Annotated in this window: 16 protein-coding genes; 11 read left to right on the plus strand and 5 right to left on the minus strand. The window is 66.5% G+C overall.

Going from position 1 to position 17,458, the window contains the following annotated elements:
• Position 1: 1 nt before the first annotated feature.
• Both HGK58_RS14000 and pyrE read right to left on the minus strand, forming a co-directional pair.
• Positions 2-937, minus strand: coding sequence for a septum formation family protein (locus HGK58_RS14000; protein ID WP_168625878.1), 936 nt, complete (start codon positions 935-937; stop codon positions 2-4).
• Positions 934-1,500: an orotate phosphoribosyltransferase gene (pyrE, locus tag HGK58_RS02050; protein ID WP_349236100.1), complete on the minus strand. Its 567-nt coding sequence runs from the start codon at positions 1,498-1,500 to the stop codon at positions 934-936. Before pyrE ends, HGK58_RS14000 begins: the two co-directional genes overlap by 4 nt.
• Positions 1,501-1,525: 25 nt before the next feature.
• Between pyrE and HGK58_RS02055 the strand changes: the two genes are divergently transcribed.
• From HGK58_RS02055 to HGK58_RS02105, 11 genes are all read left to right on the plus strand, one after another.
• Positions 1,526-1,723 (plus strand): hypothetical protein, encoded by a 198-nt coding sequence (locus tag HGK58_RS02055; protein WP_168625880.1) that lies wholly within the window; start codon positions 1,526-1,528, stop codon positions 1,721-1,723.
• Positions 1,724-1,768: 45 nt separating this feature from the next.
• Positions 1,769-2,146 carry a hypothetical protein gene (locus HGK58_RS02060; RefSeq protein ID WP_168625881.1) on the plus strand — a complete coding sequence of 126 codons (378 nt, stop codon included), beginning with the start codon at positions 1,769-1,771 and terminating at the stop codon, positions 2,144-2,146.
• Between the two features lie 9 nt (positions 2,147-2,155).
• Positions 2,156-2,998, plus strand: coding sequence for an exodeoxyribonuclease III (locus HGK58_RS02065; RefSeq protein ID WP_168625882.1), 843 nt, complete (start codon positions 2,156-2,158; stop codon positions 2,996-2,998).
• Between the two features lie 102 nt (positions 2,999-3,100).
• Positions 3,101-3,772 (plus strand): GntR family transcriptional regulator, encoded by a 672-nt coding sequence (locus HGK58_RS02070; protein ID WP_168625883.1) that lies wholly within the window; start codon positions 3,101-3,103, stop codon positions 3,770-3,772.
• Positions 3,773-3,825: 53 nt separating this feature from the next.
• Entirely contained in the window at positions 3,826-4,641 is an 816-nt protein-coding gene (locus HGK58_RS02075) for an alpha/beta fold hydrolase (RefSeq protein ID WP_168625884.1), read from the plus strand.
• Between the two features lie 138 nt (positions 4,642-4,779).
• A complete protein-coding gene (locus tag HGK58_RS02080; RefSeq protein WP_168625885.1) occupies positions 4,780-6,177 on the plus strand; it encodes a DUF6421 family protein in 1,398 nt (465 codons plus the stop codon).
• Between the two features lie 74 nt (positions 6,178-6,251).
• Positions 6,252-7,541, plus strand: coding sequence for a sensor histidine kinase (locus HGK58_RS02085; protein ID WP_168625886.1), 1,290 nt, complete (start codon positions 6,252-6,254; stop codon positions 7,539-7,541).
• Positions 7,538-8,197, plus strand: a complete 660-nt coding sequence (locus tag HGK58_RS02090) for a response regulator transcription factor (RefSeq protein WP_168625887.1) — start codon at positions 7,538-7,540, stop codon at positions 8,195-8,197. The genes HGK58_RS02085 and HGK58_RS02090 overlap by 4 nt, the downstream gene beginning before the upstream one ends.
• A gap of 82 nt (positions 8,198-8,279) precedes the next feature.
• Positions 8,280-9,164 (plus strand): ATP-binding cassette domain-containing protein, encoded by an 885-nt coding sequence (locus HGK58_RS02095; protein ID WP_168625888.1) that lies wholly within the window; start codon positions 8,280-8,282, stop codon positions 9,162-9,164.
• Positions 9,161-10,252, plus strand: coding sequence for an ABC transporter permease (locus HGK58_RS02100; RefSeq protein WP_349236101.1), 1,092 nt, complete (start codon positions 9,161-9,163; stop codon positions 10,250-10,252). The genes HGK58_RS02095 and HGK58_RS02100 overlap by 4 nt, the downstream gene beginning before the upstream one ends.
• A gap of 39 nt (positions 10,253-10,291) precedes the next feature.
• Entirely contained in the window at positions 10,292-11,365 is a 1,074-nt protein-coding gene (locus tag HGK58_RS02105) for a low specificity L-threonine aldolase (protein ID WP_168625889.1), read from the plus strand.
• A 189-nt stretch (positions 11,366-11,554) separates the two neighbouring features.
• On the opposite strand, the gene HGK58_RS02110 is transcribed toward HGK58_RS02105, so the two are convergent.
• The 3 genes from HGK58_RS02110 to HGK58_RS02120 form a co-directional block, all read right to left on the minus strand.
• Positions 11,555-12,889, minus strand: a complete 1,335-nt coding sequence (locus HGK58_RS02110) for an ATP-binding protein (protein ID WP_168625890.1) — start codon at positions 12,887-12,889, stop codon at positions 11,555-11,557.
• Positions 12,890-13,217: 328 nt separating this feature from the next.
• Complete coding sequence (locus HGK58_RS02115) at positions 13,218-15,278, minus strand: acyltransferase family protein (RefSeq protein WP_168625891.1); 2,061 nt, start codon at positions 15,276-15,278, stop codon at positions 13,218-13,220.
• A 16-nt stretch (positions 15,279-15,294) separates the two neighbouring features.
• Positions 15,295-17,457: an AAA family ATPase gene (locus tag HGK58_RS02120; protein WP_168625892.1), complete on the minus strand. Its 2,163-nt coding sequence runs from the start codon at positions 17,455-17,457 to the stop codon at positions 15,295-15,297.
• Between the last annotated feature and the right edge of the window lies 1 nt (position 17,458).

Below are 17,458 nucleotides of genomic sequence, written 5' to 3' on the forward strand. Positions count from 1 at the left end.
TCTAATCTTCTGCGTCGGGCTGCGCGGCGAGGCTTCCGCTGATCGGCTCGCCGGATGCCCGGCTGACGAAGCAGTGGAAGTCGCGACGACCCTCGTTCCAGGCCTGCTCGGTCGCCGGGAAGCTGGTTTCGACCTGGATGTCGCTGTACGCGCCCGCGGCCTCGTAGTCCAGCACGGTCGCGGCCGCGCACAGCGGTTGCAATTGTGCGTCGAGCGCGGCAACACCCGGGAACGAGTCGGCGCCGGTCTCCGGCAGCGGCACGATGCCGCGGTGCACGAGTTGCGCACTGTGGTCAGTGCCGCAATCGACGACCGTGAAAGTGTCGCTCCACGCCCCGGAGTAGCTGTCGAGGCACTCGCCGCCCCGCAGCAGGTCCCACGAGTACTGCCCGGGTGGAAGCGGCCCGACCGTGTCGGCCGTGTCCTCGGCGCCGATCCCGGATGCCTGCGGCGAGCCGACGAGACCGGGCATCTTGGTGCCGACCATGAACAGCGCGACCAGCGCGAGCACCGCGACGACCGAACCCGCCGCCCACATGAGCTTCTTCTGCGTCGAGCTGACGCCGCCCTCCGCCCCCTGGGCGGTCGCCTCCGTCGTGCGGCGCGCGGCGAACGGGTTCTCGCTGGCGATCGGCTCTGCTTCATAGTCGCGGAACTGCTGCTCGCCGAACAGGTCATCAAGCGCGCCGCCGGCGGGAGCGGCGAACACCTCGGTCGGCAGCTCCGGGGGCGCGGTGCTCGACGCGGACACCAGCGGATCAGCGAGTGCCACCGTCGGCGCTTCGGCAGCGACAGTGGGTGTGAAGGACTCCCCGAGTGCGACCGTCGGCGGGCCGAAGGTCGGCTCCGGCGGCTCGACAAGAGGCGGTGGCTCTTCCTTTGCGCCGAAGCTCTCGGCCAGCCAGTCCTCGAGACTCGCCTCGCCTGGTTTGGTCACTGCGCGGAACCTCCGGATGCCAGCCCGAGGTCCTCGAGCCCGATCGCCGCCAGATACGGATAACCGGCCGCTTCAATGCGCTCGCGTGCGCCGGTGTCACGGTCGACCACCACGGCGACTGCCACGATCTCTGCCCCGACCTTGACGAGCGCTTCGATCGCCTGAAGCGGGGAACCCCCCGTGGTGGATGTGTCTTCAACCACGATCACGCGCTTGCCCGCGACATCCGGTCCCTCGACCTGACGACCCCGGCCGTGATCCTTCGGCTCCTTGCGCACGACGAAGGCGTCGTAGGCGAGTCCGCGCGCTGCCCCCTGGTGCAGGATCGACGCGGCTATCGGGTCGGCGCCCATGGTCATCCCGCCGACCGCGGCGACATCCGGGATCGGCGCGATGAGGTCGAGCATCACCTGACCGATGAGCGGTGCGACGCTGTGGTCGAGGCTGACGCTCCGCAGGTCGACATAGAAGTTGGCGCGCGCGCCGCTCGTGAGGGTGAAGTCTCCGTGGAATACTGCATTCCGCGAGATGTGCTCAATGAGCTGCTGGCGCGCGTCCGTCACCCGACCAACTCTAGTGAGAACTCCCATGCCATCTCGCATCAATCCCCGCGTCGTCGCCGCTGTGTTAGCCGTGCTCGCTTCGCTGTGGTCGCTGTTCCTGCTCCCCGCCCAGCACGTGGCGTGGGAGTCGCTCCCCGACTATCCGGCGCCCGGCTGGGCGCACGCAATCGAGCCGCTGCCGATCTACGACGGCTACCGCGCGCTGTTCGCCCCGCTGGGGTAGACCGAGGACTATCTGCTGTTTGGCGCATCCGCGTCCGTCTCGTTCGTGCTGCTCGCGTTCGCGATGCGTCCCATCACGACAACGCTCGGCGTGACAGGGGCGATCACCTTCTGGGTCACTCTCGCGAGCGGTCCGATGGTGATCGTCAGCTATCTCGCGCGGGACTGGCCGCATCCGCTCCGCGCGCTCTGGGGCATCGAACCGTTTCTGCTGATCGCGATCGGCCTGCTGGCGATCGTGTGCGCCATCGCGGCGTTCCGCCGAGGCATCCGGCCCCGCTGGCCGATCGTGCGGTTCGGCGCGCTCCTCGCATTCTTCATCGGCGGCGCCGTGCTGTTCGCCTATTACCCGCACGGCTCGATGGTGATCGGCGGGCTCGCCGTCGCCGCGTCCGTCGGCTGGTGGGACACCCGCTCCCGATAGCGTTGGGACATGCGCATCGCGACCTGGAACGTCAACTCCATCCGCACACGCTACGGGCGGGTCGTCGACTGGCTGGTCCGTGAGGACATCGACGTGCTCGGCATGCAAGAGATCAAGTGCAAGCCAGAGCAGTTCCCCATCGAGGCGTTCGAAGCGGCCGGCTACGAGGTCGTCGCCCACGGACTCAACCAGTGGAACGGAGTGGCCTTCGCCAGCCGACTGCCGATGACGGATGTCGAGACGAGCTTCCCCGACCAGCCCGGCTTCGAGAAGGGCAAGGAGGGCGTCGGCCTGCCGCTCGAGGCACGGGCGCTCGGCGTGACGATCGATGACATCCGGCTGTGGAGCCTGTATGTGCCGAACGGCCGCGCGCTCGAGGACCCGCACTACTACTACAAGCTCGACTGGCTCACCCGGCTGCGGGTGTACGCGCAGAACTGGCTGCAGGAGCATCCGGATGCCCCACTCGCGCTCATGGGCGACTGGAACGTCGCGCCGACCGACGCCGACAACGGCGACCCGGCGGTGGTGCCTGGGTTCTCGACACACGTGTCGGAGCCCGAGCGCGCCGCGTTCAACGCCTTCGCGGAGGCCGGCATCATCGACGTCGTGCGCCCGCACGTGCCGGAGGGCCTGTTCACCTACTGGGACTACAAGCAGCTGCGGTTCCCGCGCAACGAGGGCATGCGCATCGACTTCATCCTCGGCTCGCCGGCGTTCGCCGACCGGGTGACCGACGGCGCGATCCACCGGAATGAGCGCAAGGGCGACGCCCCGAGCGACCACGTGCCGGTCACGGTCGACCTCGCGGACGACGAAAGTGACGACGACGATCGCCCGATGATCTTCTGAGCCTCGCTACGCCCGCGTGTTCGGTCAGGTTTCTTGCCCGCGGGAGGTAGACACATCGGTCGCGCCCCCGCACGGGGGCATCCGAATGACTATTCTGGGAGCGTGATCGAGACGACCGCCACGGTGCCGCGAACAACCATTTCCGGTGACGAGGGAATTGCCACCAGCAAGGTGGTGACGACGGTCTTCGAGGCGATCCTCGCCGACATCAACGAGGGCAGGCTCCTGCCGGGCCAGAAGATCAGCGACACCAACCTCGCAGAGTCCTTCGGCGTCTCCAGGACACCGGTTCGTGAGGCGATCCAGCGACTCCGCGAGATCGGCCTGGTCGAGGCTTCGGCCAACCGTTTCACTCGCGTCGCTGTGGTGAGCCCGCAGCAGACCGCGAACGCCATGACAGTATGGATCGCTCTCTATGCGGCCCTCATCGAAGAGGTCGTTCCGGTCGCGACCGACGAACTGGTCGAACAGCTGTCCGCCGACCATGCCGCGTTCGAAGATGCGGTCGCGAAGCTTGATGTGCAATCGATCGCGACGACCAACTTCCAATTCTTCAACCGGATGGCGGTCGTATCGCTCAACCCGGAGTTGCGACGCGCCATCCGCTCGGTCGTGCACATGGTGCGGCTCGGCAGCCTCCACCTTCCCGAGTTCATCGACCTGGAGGCGCTGACCCAGGCGCAGACCGAGTTGCTTGCGGCGACCCGGAAGCGCGACCTCGAGAAGGCGCGCGACGCGCTCGGCGTCATCCGCGGCATCCGTATCCCGCAGTAGCGCACGGGGTCGACCTCTGGCGTGCAGTGCGGGCGCTGGAATAGCGTTGCCTCATGCCCACCATCGACGTCGACGGCGCCCGGCTTTACTACGAGACCGCGGGCAGCTCCGACTCCCCCGCCTTGCTGCTGATTCACGCCGGAGTAGCGACGCTTCGGATGTGGGACCCCCAGGTGGACGCGCTGGCAAAGGACCACTACGTCATCCGCTACGACACGCGAGGCTTCGGGGAGACAGAGACCGAGAATGTCGAGTTCTCCAACCGAGCGGACGCCCGCGCGGTGCTGGATCACCTGGGCGTCGACAAGGCGACCGTCATCGGCTGCTCGCGCGGCGGCATGATCGCGATCGACCTCACCGTCGAGTCGCCCGAGCGGGTTGTGGGCCTGGTCACCATCGGAAGCGGCCCAGGCGGGTTTCCGGTCATCGAGTTGACGGAGCGCGAGGATGCCCTGTTCGACGAGCTGGACGCTCTCGTCGAAGAGGAGAACTGGGAGCAGATCGCCCGCAAGGAGGTCGAGCTGTGGTCGTTCGGAGCAGAGCGTTCCGCCGAAGAGCTCGACCCCGCATTTGTTGAGACGGCGTACGCGCTCAATGCCGCCAACGTGCGGCACGCCGATGAGGAGCCGTCGCCGATCCCGCTCGAACCACCCGCGTACGACCGGGTCGTCGACATCACCGTGCCGACCTTGGTGATGGTCGGCGACCACGACGTGTCCGAGACCCTCGCCCAGTACGAGTACCTGGTGACCACGATTCCGAACGCCGACGGATGCCGGTTCCACGACTCCGCGCACCTGCCGAACGTCGAACAGCCGGACGTGTTCGAGCGCGTTCTGGGGGATTGGCTGCGTGAACACGGGCTGTAAGCAGTTTCCCTGCGCCATTCCCACCCGAAACGCACCATAACCACCGAGGTCACAAAGAATTCCGGCACCGCGCCCCCGTAGGCTGGAGGGGTGTGACTGCACAGTGCGGTCCCGAGTCGACGATGCGGAGGTTGAACCATGTCCCAGCAGGCAGCGCAGCACGCGACGCAGGCGATCATTGGCGAACCCGAGGTCGTTGAGGACGGTGCCACCGCGCAGTCCCCGGCTTGGTTGGCCCTCAAGAGCGCCGTGAGCGCCATTCGTGAGCTGCAGATCAAGGACGGCAGCATCCCGGATGCCGGAGACCACGTGCGCGCGGCCGAGCTCGTCGCCGAGATCACCGTGCGCATCCTGGAGCTGGCCCCGCTGTTCCCGCACGACGACGAGTACCTGCGGGCATCCGTCGCCGACTTCGAGCGGTGGGCAGCGGACGGCTTCGGCGTGCCGGACTTCCTGGACTCGCTCGTCGCGTTCCACCCGGAGCAGCACCGTGAGGACGGCATCCGCCACCTCGTGGTATTCCCGATGTACACGCAGAACGGCAGCAGCGACCGGCTGGTCGAGGCGGTGCTGATCGAAGTGATCTGGCCGGAGTTCGTCTCTGAGCTGGAGGCCGGTGACTACTCGAACAAGCTGTTCATCCCGGTGCGTTTCCTCGACTTCACGGCCGGTTACGACACCAACGCGGCTGTGCTGTTCCCGGAGACGGTCGCGACGCGTGAGATCCCGGTGTTCACCTGGGGCGCCATCTTCGCCGACCGTGAGGCCGCTCGCTTCCGCCGCGTCGTGCGTGCGGCATCCGAGATCACCGGTCTCGACCTGCCCGCGGATGCGCGCGAGCTGCTCGAGGATCAGGAGCTCACCGAGAAGACGTTCGTGATGTGGGACCTGATCCACGACCGCACCCATATGCGCGGCGACCTGCCGTTCGATCCGTTCATGATCAAGCAGCGGATGCCGTATTTCCTCTACTCCCTAGAGGAACTGCGCTGCGACCTGACCGCATTCCGCGAGTCGGTGCGGCTTGTGCGCGCAGAGGACACCGACCCGGTGACCCGCAAGCACGCGCAGCTGGTGCAGTACACGGTCATCTTCGACCGCATCTTCCGGTTCGCGCTCACCGGCAGCCGGGTGCGCAACTACGACGGTCTCGGTGGCCAGCTGCTGTTCGCGTGGATGCACCAGAAGGGCGTGCTGCACTGGACCGACACGACGCTCAGCATCGACTGGGATGAGGTTCCGGATGTCGTGAACGCGCTCGGCGAGGCGATCCACGACCTCTACTGGCGCTCCATCGACCGGCCGAAAGTCGCGCACTGGCTCGCCGCGTACGAGCTGGTCTCGGGGACGCTCGCCCCGCATCCGGCATCGAAGTGGGCCCGCGGGCTGGACGACGAGACGCTCGCCGGACCGGCCAAGGGGTACACCGACCAGGTTATGGACGACGAGTTCCCGCTGTCGATGTTCTACGAGGCGCTGCAGAAGAAGATGGCCACCGTGATCGAGTCGACGTCCGGGATCACCGGCGCCGACTAGCCACTGGCTTCAGCCCCTGAGGGCTCCGTCGCGCGACGGATGTGACTCCCCCGGCTCGTCGGTAGCGTTAACGGATGGCTACCGACGAGTGGGTGCGTGAGCGGCCGGGCCCAGATGGCTACCGGCGCGACGCGCTGGCGGCGTTCGTGCTGATGATCGGCACTGCGCTCTCCTCGATGCTCTATAACCGGATCGGCTGGTACAACGACCCCGCGCCGCTGTGGATGAGCGCGCTCGCGGTTGTCGGTCTGACCGCGCCGCTCGCCTTCCGCCGCCGTTGGCCAGAGGCTGTCGCGTTCTTCATCGCCATCGCCTTCTACGTCAGCCAGCAGTTCATGGTGCCGGAGCTGCTCTTCAGCAACATTGCGCTGTTCATGGCCATCTACACGGTCGGCGCGTGGGGCAGGAACCGTCGGCGAGCCAATGTCGTGCGTGGCATCATCATCGCGGCGATGCTCGTGTGGGTCGTGGTGAACCTGATCGTGACCGTGTCCGATCCGGATGCCGTCCCGGACTTCTCCCGCTCGGGAATCTTCTCGCAGCTCGCTTCCCTCGCCATCATCCAGGTGGTCACCAACCTGCTGTACTTCGGCGGCGCGTTCTTCTTCGGCAACACCGCGTGGCGTGCGGCGCGAGAGAAGGCGCTGCTGAGCGCGCGCACCGCCGAGCTATCCGAGGAGCGCGAGCGCCGCGCGGTGCAGGCGGTCGCGCTTGACCGGTTGCGCATCGCGCGCGAACTGCACGACGTCGTGGCCCACCACGTCTCGGTCATGGGCATTCAGGCCGGGGCAGCTCGGCGAGTGCTGCAGACCGACCCTGCCCAGGCATCCGCTTCACTCGAGCTGATCGAAACCAGCGCCCGAACCGCGGTCGACGAACTGCACCGCCTGCTCACGACCCTGCGTGAGAACGAGACCGACACCGCGAGCGAGAGTGCGTCAACGCGCGGTGTCGAACAGCTCGAGGAGCTCGCGGAGCAGACCCGCCACGCCGGAACGCCGGTGAGCGTGCAGGTGATCGGCGACCCGGTGCCGCTCAGCCCGCTCGTGAGCTTCACCCTGTTCCGGGTCGCGCAGGAGGCCCTCACCAACACCCGCAAGCACGCGGGCACCGGCGCCACCGCTGACGTCCGGTTGCGCTACGAACCGGATGCGGTCGAGCTGGAGGTCGCGGACACCGGACTGGGAAGAGCCGCAGCGGCGCGCGGAAGCGGCCTCGGCCAGGTGGGAATGCGAGAGCGCGTTGTCGCCGTCGGCGGTGACCTCGAGGTCGGGCCGCGGAGTCGCGGCGGCTACCTGGTGCGCGCGCGCATCCCGCTCATGTCGAGCCGCACGCTCGCCGCACGGTCGGCGGAGCACGCGTGATCCGCGTCGTCCTCGCCGATGACCAGGAGCTGGTGCGCGCCGGGTTCCGAATCATCCTTCAGACGGAGCCCGGCATCGACGTGGTCGGTGAAGCCGGGTCGGGTGCCGACGCGATCGAGGTGGTGACGCGCACCAACCCGGATGTCGTGCTCATGGACATCCAGATGCCCGGCATGGATGGCCTGACGGCCAGCCGGCACATCATCGGCGATCCTTCGCTGCGCTCGCGCGTGCTGATCCTGACCACCTTCGACCGAGACGATTACCTGTTTGATGCGCTGGGTGCGGGCGCGAGCGGCTTCCTGCTGAAGACCGCCAGCCCGGAGAAGCTCATTGAGGCCGTGCGCGTCGTCGCGGACGGCGACGCGATGCTCGCGCCCGAGGTGACCAGTCGCGTCATCGCCCGCTTCGGCGGTGCGGCCGCACCCCGCTCCGAGGTGGCAACGGATGTCGGACTCACCGAGCGGGAAAGGGAAGTGCTCGTGCTGGTCGCGCAGGGGCTGTCCAACGCCGAGATCGCCGCGCGGCTGTTCCTCGGGGAAGCCACCGTGAAGACGCACGTGTCGAACGTGCTCGCCAAGCTCGGCGTGCGTGACAGGGTACAAGCGGTGGTCTACGCGTACGAGAGCGGCCTGGTCACCCCCAACGGCTCCTGACTCGGCTCCACCGCGAGGGGGAGCACACAAACCCGCCGTGCGACGGATGTGCCCGGCTTGGCGCATCCGTAGCGTGGAGCTCATGCTGGAACTCCACTCAATCAACAGGTCGTTCGGGGACCGCCGGGTGCTCACGGATGTCGCGTTCAGCGTCACCGGCGGACGCATGACCGGCTTCGTCGGCGGCAATGGCGCGGGTAAGACCACGACCATGCGGATCATCCTCGGTGTGCTTGCGCCCGACTCGGGTTCGGTGACCCTCGACGGGTCGCCGCTCACCGCCGAAGCGCGCACCCGGTTCGGCTACATGCCGGAGGAGCGCGGGCTGTACCCCAAGATGAAGGTCGCCGAGCAGGTGACCTACATCGGCCGGCTGCACGGCATGCCGACCGAGGATGCCAAACGCAACACCATGGAGCTGCTCGAGCGGCTCGGACTGGGCGAGCGTGCCAACGACACAGTCGAGAGCCTGTCGCTGGGTAACCAGCAACGCGCGCAGATCGCAGCCGCCCTGGTGCACGAACCGGAGGTGCTCGTGCTGGACGAGCCGTTCTCGGGGCTCGACCCCATGGCGGTCGAGGTCGTGCAGGGCGTGCTGAAGGACTTCGCCGCGAAGGGCGCGCCCGTGCTGTTCTCCTCGCACCAGCTCGACATCGTCGAGCGGCTGTGTGACGACCTGATCGTCATCGCCGACGGGGAGATTCGCGCCGCCGGCTCGCGGGAGACGCTGCGCGAGGCGCACGCTCCTGGTCTCTACGAGCTCACCGTTGCCGGCGACACCGGATGGCTGCGCTCGGAGCCCGGCGTGCGGGTCGTCGACTTCGACGGCGGACACGCGGTGTTCGAGACCGACTCGACCGAGACCGCTCAGCGCGTGCTGAAGCGCGCCGCGGCATCCGGCGACGTGCAGCGCTTTGCGCCTCGCCAGCCATCACTCGCCCAGATTTTCAAGGAGGTAGTCCAGTGAGCCGCTACACCAGCCCCGGACTCGCTCAGGCCACGTGGCTGATCGCCGAGCGGGAGATCCGGATGCGCCTGCGCAGCAAGGCGTTCCTGATCTCCACCGGCATCCTGCTGCTGATGGTGCTCGCAAGCGTTCTGTTCGGCGGGTTCGCCAGCCAGAACGTTGACCTGCCCAAGGTCGCAGCGGTCGGCTCGGCCGTCGCCGTCGCGGAGGACACCGGTGCGCTCGAGGTCACCGAGGCCGCCACCGTGGAAGAGGCGGAGGAGCTGGTTCGATCCGAGGAGGTCGAGGCGGCGCTCGTGCCGGATCCGGATGCGCCGCTCGAGCTGACCGTGATCGGCCTCGACGAGGCACCCACCTCGGTGCTCGCCGTGCTGAGCGTCACCCCGGGCATCGAGGTGCTCGAACCAAGCGGACAGAACCCGTTCCTGATCTACCTGGTGGCGCTCGGGTTCGGACTGGTGTTCTTCGTCTCCGCCCTCACGTTCGGCTCGATCATCGCGCAGAGCGTTGTGGAGGAGAAGCAGACGCGGATCGTGGAGATCCTGATGGCGACCGTGCCGGTGCGCGCACTGATGGCGGGCAAGGTGCTCGGCAACAGCATCCTCGCGTTCGGTCAGATCGCGCTCATCGCCGTGCTCGCCGGGGTCGGGATGCTCGCATCCGGTCAGGACCTCCTGCTCGCCGATATCGGGCCGTCGCTGGTGTGGTTCGTGGTGTTCTTCCTGTTCGGGTTCGTGCTGCTCGCCGCGCTGTTCGCGGCCACCGCGGCGCTGGTGTCCCGAGTCGAGGACGTCGGCTCGGTCACCTCCCCGGTGACGATGCTCGTGATGATCCCCTACTTCCTGGTGATCTTCTTCAACGACAACCCGGTCGTGCTGGGCGTGATGTCGTACGTGCCGTTCTCTGCACCGGTGGGCATGCCGATGCGGGTGTTCCTCGGCACCGCCGAGTGGTGGGAGCCGCTGCTGTCGCTCGGCATCCTGGTGGCGACGACCGCGCTCGTGGTCTGGATCGGCGAGCGGATGTACCGCAACTCGCTGCTGCGCACCGGCGCCCGGGTGACCCTGAAGGAAGCCCTGGTCGGCTAGACCGTCAGCGTGGTTGTCGGATGCGGGCAGAATGGTGGGGTGAGCACACTCCACGACCAGAATCGCCGCGGCTTCGCATCCGACAACTACGCGGGAGCGCACCCCGAGATCATCCAGGCCATCGCGGATGCGAACGGCGGGCACCAGGTCTCCTACGGCGAGGACGTGTACACCGAGCGTCTGCAAGAGGTGATGCGGCAGCACTTCGGTGAGCAGGCAGAGACCTTCCCGGTGTTCAACGGCACCGGAGCCAACGTCACGGCGCTGACCGCGATGGTGCCGAGGTGGGGTGCGGTGATCTCCGCCCAGACCGCACACATCAACACCGATGAGGGCGGCGCGCCCGAGCGGGTCAGCGGGCTGAAGCTGCTCACCGTAGAGACCAGCGACGGCAAGCTCACCCCGGAGCTCATCGATCGCGAGGCGTGGGGCTGGGGCGATGAGCACCGCGCCCAGCCGCTTGCGGTCAGCATCACCCAGACCACAGAGCTCGGCACCCTCTACACGGTGGAGGAGCTCCGCTCGATCAGCGAGCACGCCCACGCGAAGGGCATGCTCGTGCACATGGACGGCGCTCGCATCGCCAACGCCGCGGCCGCGCTGGGCGAGCCGCTGCGTGAGTTCACCACCGACGCGGGCATCGACGTGCTCAGCTTCGGTGGCACCAAGAATGGCCTCCTCTTCGGTGAGGCGATCGTCGCGTTGAATCCGGATGCCGCACCCGGCTTGGTCTACCTGCGCAAGTTGAACATGCAGCTCGCATCGAAGATGCGCTTCGTGTCCGCGCAGCTCGTCGCGCTGCTCGAGGGAGGCCTGTGGTTGAGGTCGGCGACGCACGCGAACCGGATGGCGCTGCGCTTGCGGGAAGCGCTCGCGCGGGAGGTCGCCTCCGGAAACCTGCGCGGGATCTCGTTCACCCAGGCGACGGAGTCGAATGCCGTGTTCGCGGTGCTGCCGCCGGGTGTCGCCGATCGGCTGCGGGAGCGATTCCGGTTCTACGACTGGAACCCGGCGACCGGCGAGGTGCGCTGGATGTGCTCGTTCGACACCACAGAGGACGACATCGACTCGTTCGTGACCGCGATCCGCGAGGAACTCGTCGCGGCTGGTTGAGGGATCGCGAAGGGATCGTCTCGAAACGCTGGGCAGGGATCTCGAAAAGCTCGATCACCGAGCCCCGAGCTGACATCCTTAGTCGAGGTTGCGGGACGACCAAGGCCCGACTCATCCATTTGGTGCCTCGACTCAAACAGTTACCTTCGATGGTTCAACCGCACTCCCGAGGTACCTGGCGTACTCAAGTCAAGAGCGCGCTTCGCGCGCCGCCGGGAAACGGAAGCGGGAACGGAAAAAGTAGACGAGCCAACCCAACGGGGTAACAGAGTTCACAGTTTTGGTTCCGTCATCCGGGTCGGTCTCCCGCGATACGAGGTTGACCTCGGATAGCTGCGTTACGGCACCGACCATCTGCTGTTGAACACCAAACCCGAATCGCTCCCAGTCGGAGGAACCGGCCCGACCATCAGCACGACACAGCTCCTCAAAGAACTGCCAGTTCCGAGCCTGCACTCGACCCGCGTCCGCGAAAGCGCTCTCAGCGCGCTCCAGCAGCCAAGACTCTAGGTACGCGTCACAGTCCTCCGGCGACGGAACGCCTCGGCCCGACACGACAAATTCCTCATGTAACCACTGCGCAAACTGTTGCGCCGTTGCCAACGATTCACGCAGGTTTGAATTCAGCGCTTGGTAAAGATATGCGAAGCCCCTAGGCGTAACCGGTGCAGCCGCTGAGGGTCCACCGAAACTCTCGATTCGCTTTTGAATCGCCGCAACCGCCTGCCTATCATCTAGCGGACGGAGAACTAGTGGAGCCTGAAACACTCCGCTGAGCCGTTCGCTTCTCGCCCGAGAGACGATCCCGCGCGACCCGCTAAGAACCCATCGCACGTGTGGCAAATTGAATACAGTGTCCCTAAGAAGGTCAAGCGAACGCCGTGCGGCTCCGACCGTTTCTAAAAGCTCGAGATTGTCGAGGATGATTACAATTCCGCCTCGCTGACCATCGAAGGACTCCTCGAGGAGTTGGCGAATCGCAGTTGGGAACCCAGAGCGAGAGTAACCTTCGCTGGTATTTGCGTCCTCGCCGCTTCCCCAATTTGCGCCGACGCCCAAGACCTGTCCGCCACCTTCATGGTGCCGGAACATGCTGGCGTTGAGCCACCTGTCAAGCTCATCGACTTTGGGGCGGAACATTCCCACCTGTTCGAAGTCGTCAGCGTACCTAATGAGCGTCTGCGCTATTACGCGAAGAGCATCGAACTCGAAACTCTCCGCATCAGTCCCGGGTTGCAATCTCGACACGGCGGGGACGTAGAGCTCACCGCTAGGCGAATTGAGGCATGCCTTTCGCATGCGATACGCGGAGACCTCAAGAAGGCTGCTCTTTCCGACCCCTATGGAGCCTTCCACTGTAGGAAATGAGCCGTCCGTGCCGATGAGCCGTTGAAGACGGGCCGATTCCGAATCACGACCAACTAGGAGTTCATCTCCCACAGCATCCGCTGTAAGTGTTTCCTGGTTGTACGGATTCGCTGAGAACCCAAAATCCGGCCAAATGCTGAACAGGGACTGAGGCATAACCAGACGTTAGCGGAAACAGCGCCCGACCCCGAACCTCGCACGGCATCGAACCTGATGAGGACAGACTCACCTGAGCGGCAAATTGGGCGCATGGGGAGTTGGGTCGTTGTCACTTCCGTGGGTCTGCTCGGCGCAGGGCTTCACGTGGTGATTTTCGCACCCGTCGGGGTGCCGTACGCGCGACGCGGTGGTAGCCGCCACGGGCGCCGGCAGCCTCCCGCGATTAGCGTTCTGTGGGTCGGCTGGTCCCTTGAGTGACAGGGCCCGTTACAGCCGGGATCTCGGAATCCTCGATCACCGGGAGAGGCGATCGCCGGGACTCCGCCTACTCCCCCGGCGAGACCACGTGCGCAATGGCGGCGCCGATGACCGGCACCATGCTCAGGGCGAAGGTGTTGGTGAGGTGCTCCTTGTCGCGGTAGACATTCGCGCCGCCGACGACGCTGCGACAGCGCTCTTCGTCGCAGTACTTGTCGGTGAAGTCGATGAGCGTGGCGCTGGCACGTACCGCTGCCTCTCTCAGCGCATCCGTTCGAACCAGCGCGCTGTCGCGTGACTGGGTGCACTCGTCTGCCGGGTTGAAGCGCAGGCAGCGGTTGGGATCGTCCTCGAAGTCCGGGTTGTCAGCGATGGCGATGATGGAAGCTCCTCGCGCCTGTGCCCACGCGTCGACGAATCCCTGGATCGCAACCTCATCTTTCTCGGCGGCCGACACCCGATACGGGGTGCTTGCGTGCGCGGCCGTGAAGATTGCGTCAAACGCTTCACCCTCGGCCAGCTCGGTAGCGACGACGGCGCGCCACGATGAGCACGAGTCCGCATCCCCCTCGGCGAGCGCGCCGACGGGGGCATCGGTCCACGGGCACACATCCTTCAGGTGGGTGGTGAGCGACCAGCCGCGTTCCTCCGCAACCCTGATCAGCGCCTCGATGTACTGGTAGGCATGGCTGTCGCCGATGAGCGCGATCCGCGGGGCACCGGCATCCGTCGACCCGAACTGGCAACTGCGCGCCTCGATCTCGTTCGGCTGCACGAGGCACTCGACGTGACCCGGCCGGTCAGCATTGCCGAGCCCGGGGTCGGGGATGATGGCGTCCGCCAGCGCCGGATTCACGCAATCGACGCTGGTCTCGACGCCGAAACACTCCGGTGGGGTCTCGCCGACCGCCTCACGCTGAGCGGCCGCCGCGTCATACTTCGGGCTCGTGACCGCCCACGCGGTGCCGACGACCAGGCTCGAGACCGCCATGAGCGCGACGACGCCGGCGAAGGTGTAGCGCGGCTGGTTCTCGGTGAGGAAACTCCAGGTGCGGGCCGGGTCCTCGACGTACTTCTTGGTGAGCCACGCGAGCACGATGCAGATGGCGATGAGCAGCACCCGACTAAGGTCGCCCGCCCCCCAGCCAGGCACGAACGGCAGCACGATGATGAGCGGCCAGTGCCACAGGTAGATCGAATAGGAGAGCCCGCCGATGAAGCGCTGAGGCGGCCCGCCGAGCGCGCTGCCGATGTCCCACCAGCGCTCGGCCCGGTCGCTGATGATCACGAGCGCGGTACCGACGACCGGCAGCAGCGCCATGTAGCCGGGGAACGGTGTCTCGGCGTCGAAGAACCACGCCGCCGCGAGGATCATCGCGAGACCGGTGTAGCCGACGAGATTGTGGGCGAGCTCACCGTGCGGGCGGAACCGCGGAAGCAGCGCGAGTGCAGCGCCGGCGCCGAACTCCCAGATGCGCGTGAACGTGACGAAGTAGGCCTCAGCCGGGTTGGTCATGGTGAAGATGACGGATGCGCCAAGCGACAGCACGCTGACGACCCCGATCACCGCGATCAGCGATGTCCACTTGCGGTCGGCCGCATATCTCGCGCCGAGCCAGGTCGCCCCGAGCAGCAGCAGCGGCCAGATGATGGAGAACTGCCCGGCGAGCGAAAGCGCCCAGAAGTGCTGCGCGGTGGTCACATCCTGATCGGCCGAGCCGAAGGCGAGTGCCCAGTTCTCGACATAGAAGGTGCTGGCGAGAATCTCGCGAACTTCGCCGGGAAGCGCACTGAGCGGAAGGATGAACAGCACAGCGAGCCCGCAGAACACGAGCACGGTGATCGACGCGGGCAGCAGCCGTCGCGCGCGTTTCGCCCAGAACGCCGGCAGGTCGAGTCGCCCACTCTGCTCGAGCTCGATGGCGAGCTGCCCGGTGATGAGGAACCCGGAAATGACGAAGAACACGTCGACACCGACGTAACCGCCGGTTAGCCGGTCCGGCCACACGTGATGCAGCACGACCAGCAGCACCGCGATCGCTCGCAGTCCCTGAAGGCGTGGCTGGAAGCGAGCCGGTGTCGGCGGGTGCTCCGCTCGAGTGTGTACCGACTGGCGCTGATCAGTCATCGCCAGTCAGGGTATCTCACGCCGGTTCGTGCTCCGCGCTCCGGATGCTGAGCTCATCGGCATCCGGATTCAACTCGACCAGCACGGTGTCGCCGTCCCGGATCTCACCGGCCAGGATGGCACTCGCGAGCCGGTCGTCGATCTCGTGCTGCATGAGCCGGCGCAGCGGCCGGGCGCCATAGATCGCGTCGAAGCCGCGCTCGGCAAGCCAGGTCCGCGCATCCGGCACCACCGCGAGGTCGAGCCGACGCTCGGTCAGCCTGCGCTGCAGCCGATCGATGTACAGCTCCACGATCTGGCCCAGATCGTCGGTGGACAGCGGCGAGAAGATGACGATGTCGTCGAGCCGGTTGATGAACTCCGGCTTGAACGCCTGCCGCACCGCGAGCTGGACCGCCTCCTCCTTCTGCTCCCAGGACAGGTCGGTGTCGACCAGGAACTGGCTGCCGAGGTTGGAGGTGAGGATCAGGATGACGTTGCGGAAGTCGACAGTGCGGCCCTGACCGTCGGTCAGGCGACCGTCGTCGAGCACCTGCAGCAGCACGTCGAATACGTCGCCGTGCGCCTTCTCAACCTCATCGAGCAGCACCACGGAGTACGGGCGCCGGCGCACCGCCTCGGTGAGCTGACCGCCCTGCTCGAAGCCGATGTATCCGGGTGGGGCGCCGATGAGCCGCGCGACCGAGTGCCGCTCGGCGTACTCGCTCATGTCGATCCGGATCATCGCCTTCTCATCGTCGAAGAGGAACTCGGCGAGCGCCTTGGCCAGCTCGGTCTTGCCCACCCCGGTGGGGCCGAGGAACAGGAAAGAACCGGTCGGCCGGTCTGGATCGGCGATGCCGGCGCGGCTGCGGCGAACCGCCTCCGACACGGCGCGCACCGCCTGCTTCTGCCCCACCACCCGGCGGGCGAGCTCACCCTCGAGATTCAGCAGCTTCTCGGTCTCGCCTTGCATGAGGCGACCCACCGGGATGCCGGTCCACGCGGCGACCACTGCGGCGATGTCCTCATCGGTGACCTGCTCGTTGACCATCCGCTCGCCCGAGCTCTCGGCCTTCTCTGCCGCGGTGAGGTCATCCTCGATCTTCTTGATGACCTCGTAGTTCAGTCGGGCGGCATCCTCATAGCGTCCCTCCCGGATGGCTCGGTCGAGGTCGATGCGGGCATCGTTGAGCTTCATCTTCAGCTCACCGATGTCCTGCAGTTCGGCCTTCTCCGAGCGCCAGCGCTCCTCGAGCTCGTCCAGGGAGGCCTGCTTCTCGCTCATCTCCTCGCGCAGCTTCTTCAACCGCTGCTTGGAGGCCTCGTCCTTCTCCTTCTTCAGGGCGAGCTCCTCGATCTTCATCCGGTCGACCTGCCGCTTGAGCTGGTCGATCTCCACCGGGGACGAGTCGATCTCCATCTTCAGCCGGGAGGCCGCCTCATCGACGAGGTCGATCGCCTTGTCCGGCAGCTGCCGGCCGGAGATGTAGCGGTTGCTGAGGGTCGCCGCGGCCACGAGCGCGGTGTCCGCGATCGCGACCTTGTGGTGCGCCTCGTAGCGCTCCTTCAAGCCGCGCAGGATGGCGATGGTGTCTTCGACGCTCGGCTCGCCGACGAAGACCTGCTGGAACCGCCGCTCGAGGGCGGCATCCTTCTCGATGTACTCGCGGTACTCGTCCAGCGTCGTCGCACCGATAAGGCGCAGCTCGCCGCGGGCCAGCATGGGCTTCAGCATGTTGGATGCGGCGACCGAGCCCTCTCCACCGCCTGCGCCCATAAGTGTGTGCAGTTCGTCGACGAAAGTGATGATCTGGCCGTCGGCGTCGTTGATCTCCTTCAGCACCGCCTTGAGTCGCTCTTCGAACTCACCGCGGTACTTGGCGCCCGCGACCAGCGCAGCAAGGTCGAGGGAGACGAGTCGCTTGTCCTTCAGCGAGTCGGCGACGTCGCCAGCGACGATGCGCTGCGCGAGCCCCTCGACCACCGCGGTCTTGCCGACGCCGGGCTCGCCGATGAGCACCGGGTTGTTCTTGGTGCGTCGGGTGAGCACCTGACTGACCCGTCGGATCTCCGCGTCGCGGCCGATGACCGGATCGAGTTTGCCCGTGCGGGCGATCGCCGTGAGGTCGACCCCGTACTGCTCGAGCGCGGTCTTCTGTTCCTCATCGGTCGCCGGAGCGCCCTGCATGTTCGCCATA

Origin of the sequence: Cryobacterium sp. BB307 (genome assembly GCF_012274275.1) — a bacterium.
In the GTDB taxonomy this organism is placed as follows: Bacteria; Actinomycetota; Actinomycetes; order Actinomycetales; family Microbacteriaceae; genus Terrimesophilobacter.

Excerpts from the sequence above, each read along its gene's own strand:
- HGK58_RS02055 (WP_168625880.1), top strand. The coding sequence starts at position 1,526 with ATGCCATCTCGCATCAATCCCCGCGTCGTCGCCGCTGTGTTAGCCGTG.
- HGK58_RS02065 (WP_168625882.1), top strand. The coding sequence starts at position 2,156 with ATGCGCATCGCGACCTGGAACGTCAACTCCATCCGCACACGCTACGGG.
- HGK58_RS02075 (WP_168625884.1), top strand. The coding sequence starts at position 3,826 with ATGCCCACCATCGACGTCGACGGCGCCCGGCTTTACTACGAGACCGCG.
- HGK58_RS02080 (WP_168625885.1), top strand. The coding sequence starts at position 4,780 with ATGTCCCAGCAGGCAGCGCAGCACGCGACGCAGGCGATCATTGGCGAA.
- HGK58_RS02085 (WP_168625886.1), top strand. The coding sequence starts at position 6,252 with ATGGCTACCGACGAGTGGGTGCGTGAGCGGCCGGGCCCAGATGGCTAC.
- HGK58_RS02095 (WP_168625888.1), top strand. The coding sequence starts at position 8,280 with ATGCTGGAACTCCACTCAATCAACAGGTCGTTCGGGGACCGCCGGGTG.
- HGK58_RS02110 (WP_168625890.1), bottom strand. The coding sequence starts at position 12,889 with ATGCCTCAGTCCCTGTTCAGCATTTGGCCGGATTTTGGGTTCTCAGCG.
- HGK58_RS02115 (WP_168625891.1), bottom strand. The coding sequence starts at position 15,278 with ATGACTGATCAGCGCCAGTCGGTACACACTCGAGCGGAGCACCCGCCG.
- HGK58_RS02120 (WP_168625892.1), bottom strand. The coding sequence starts at position 17,457 with ATGGCGAACATGCAGGGCGCTCCGGCGACCGATGAGGAACAGAAGACC.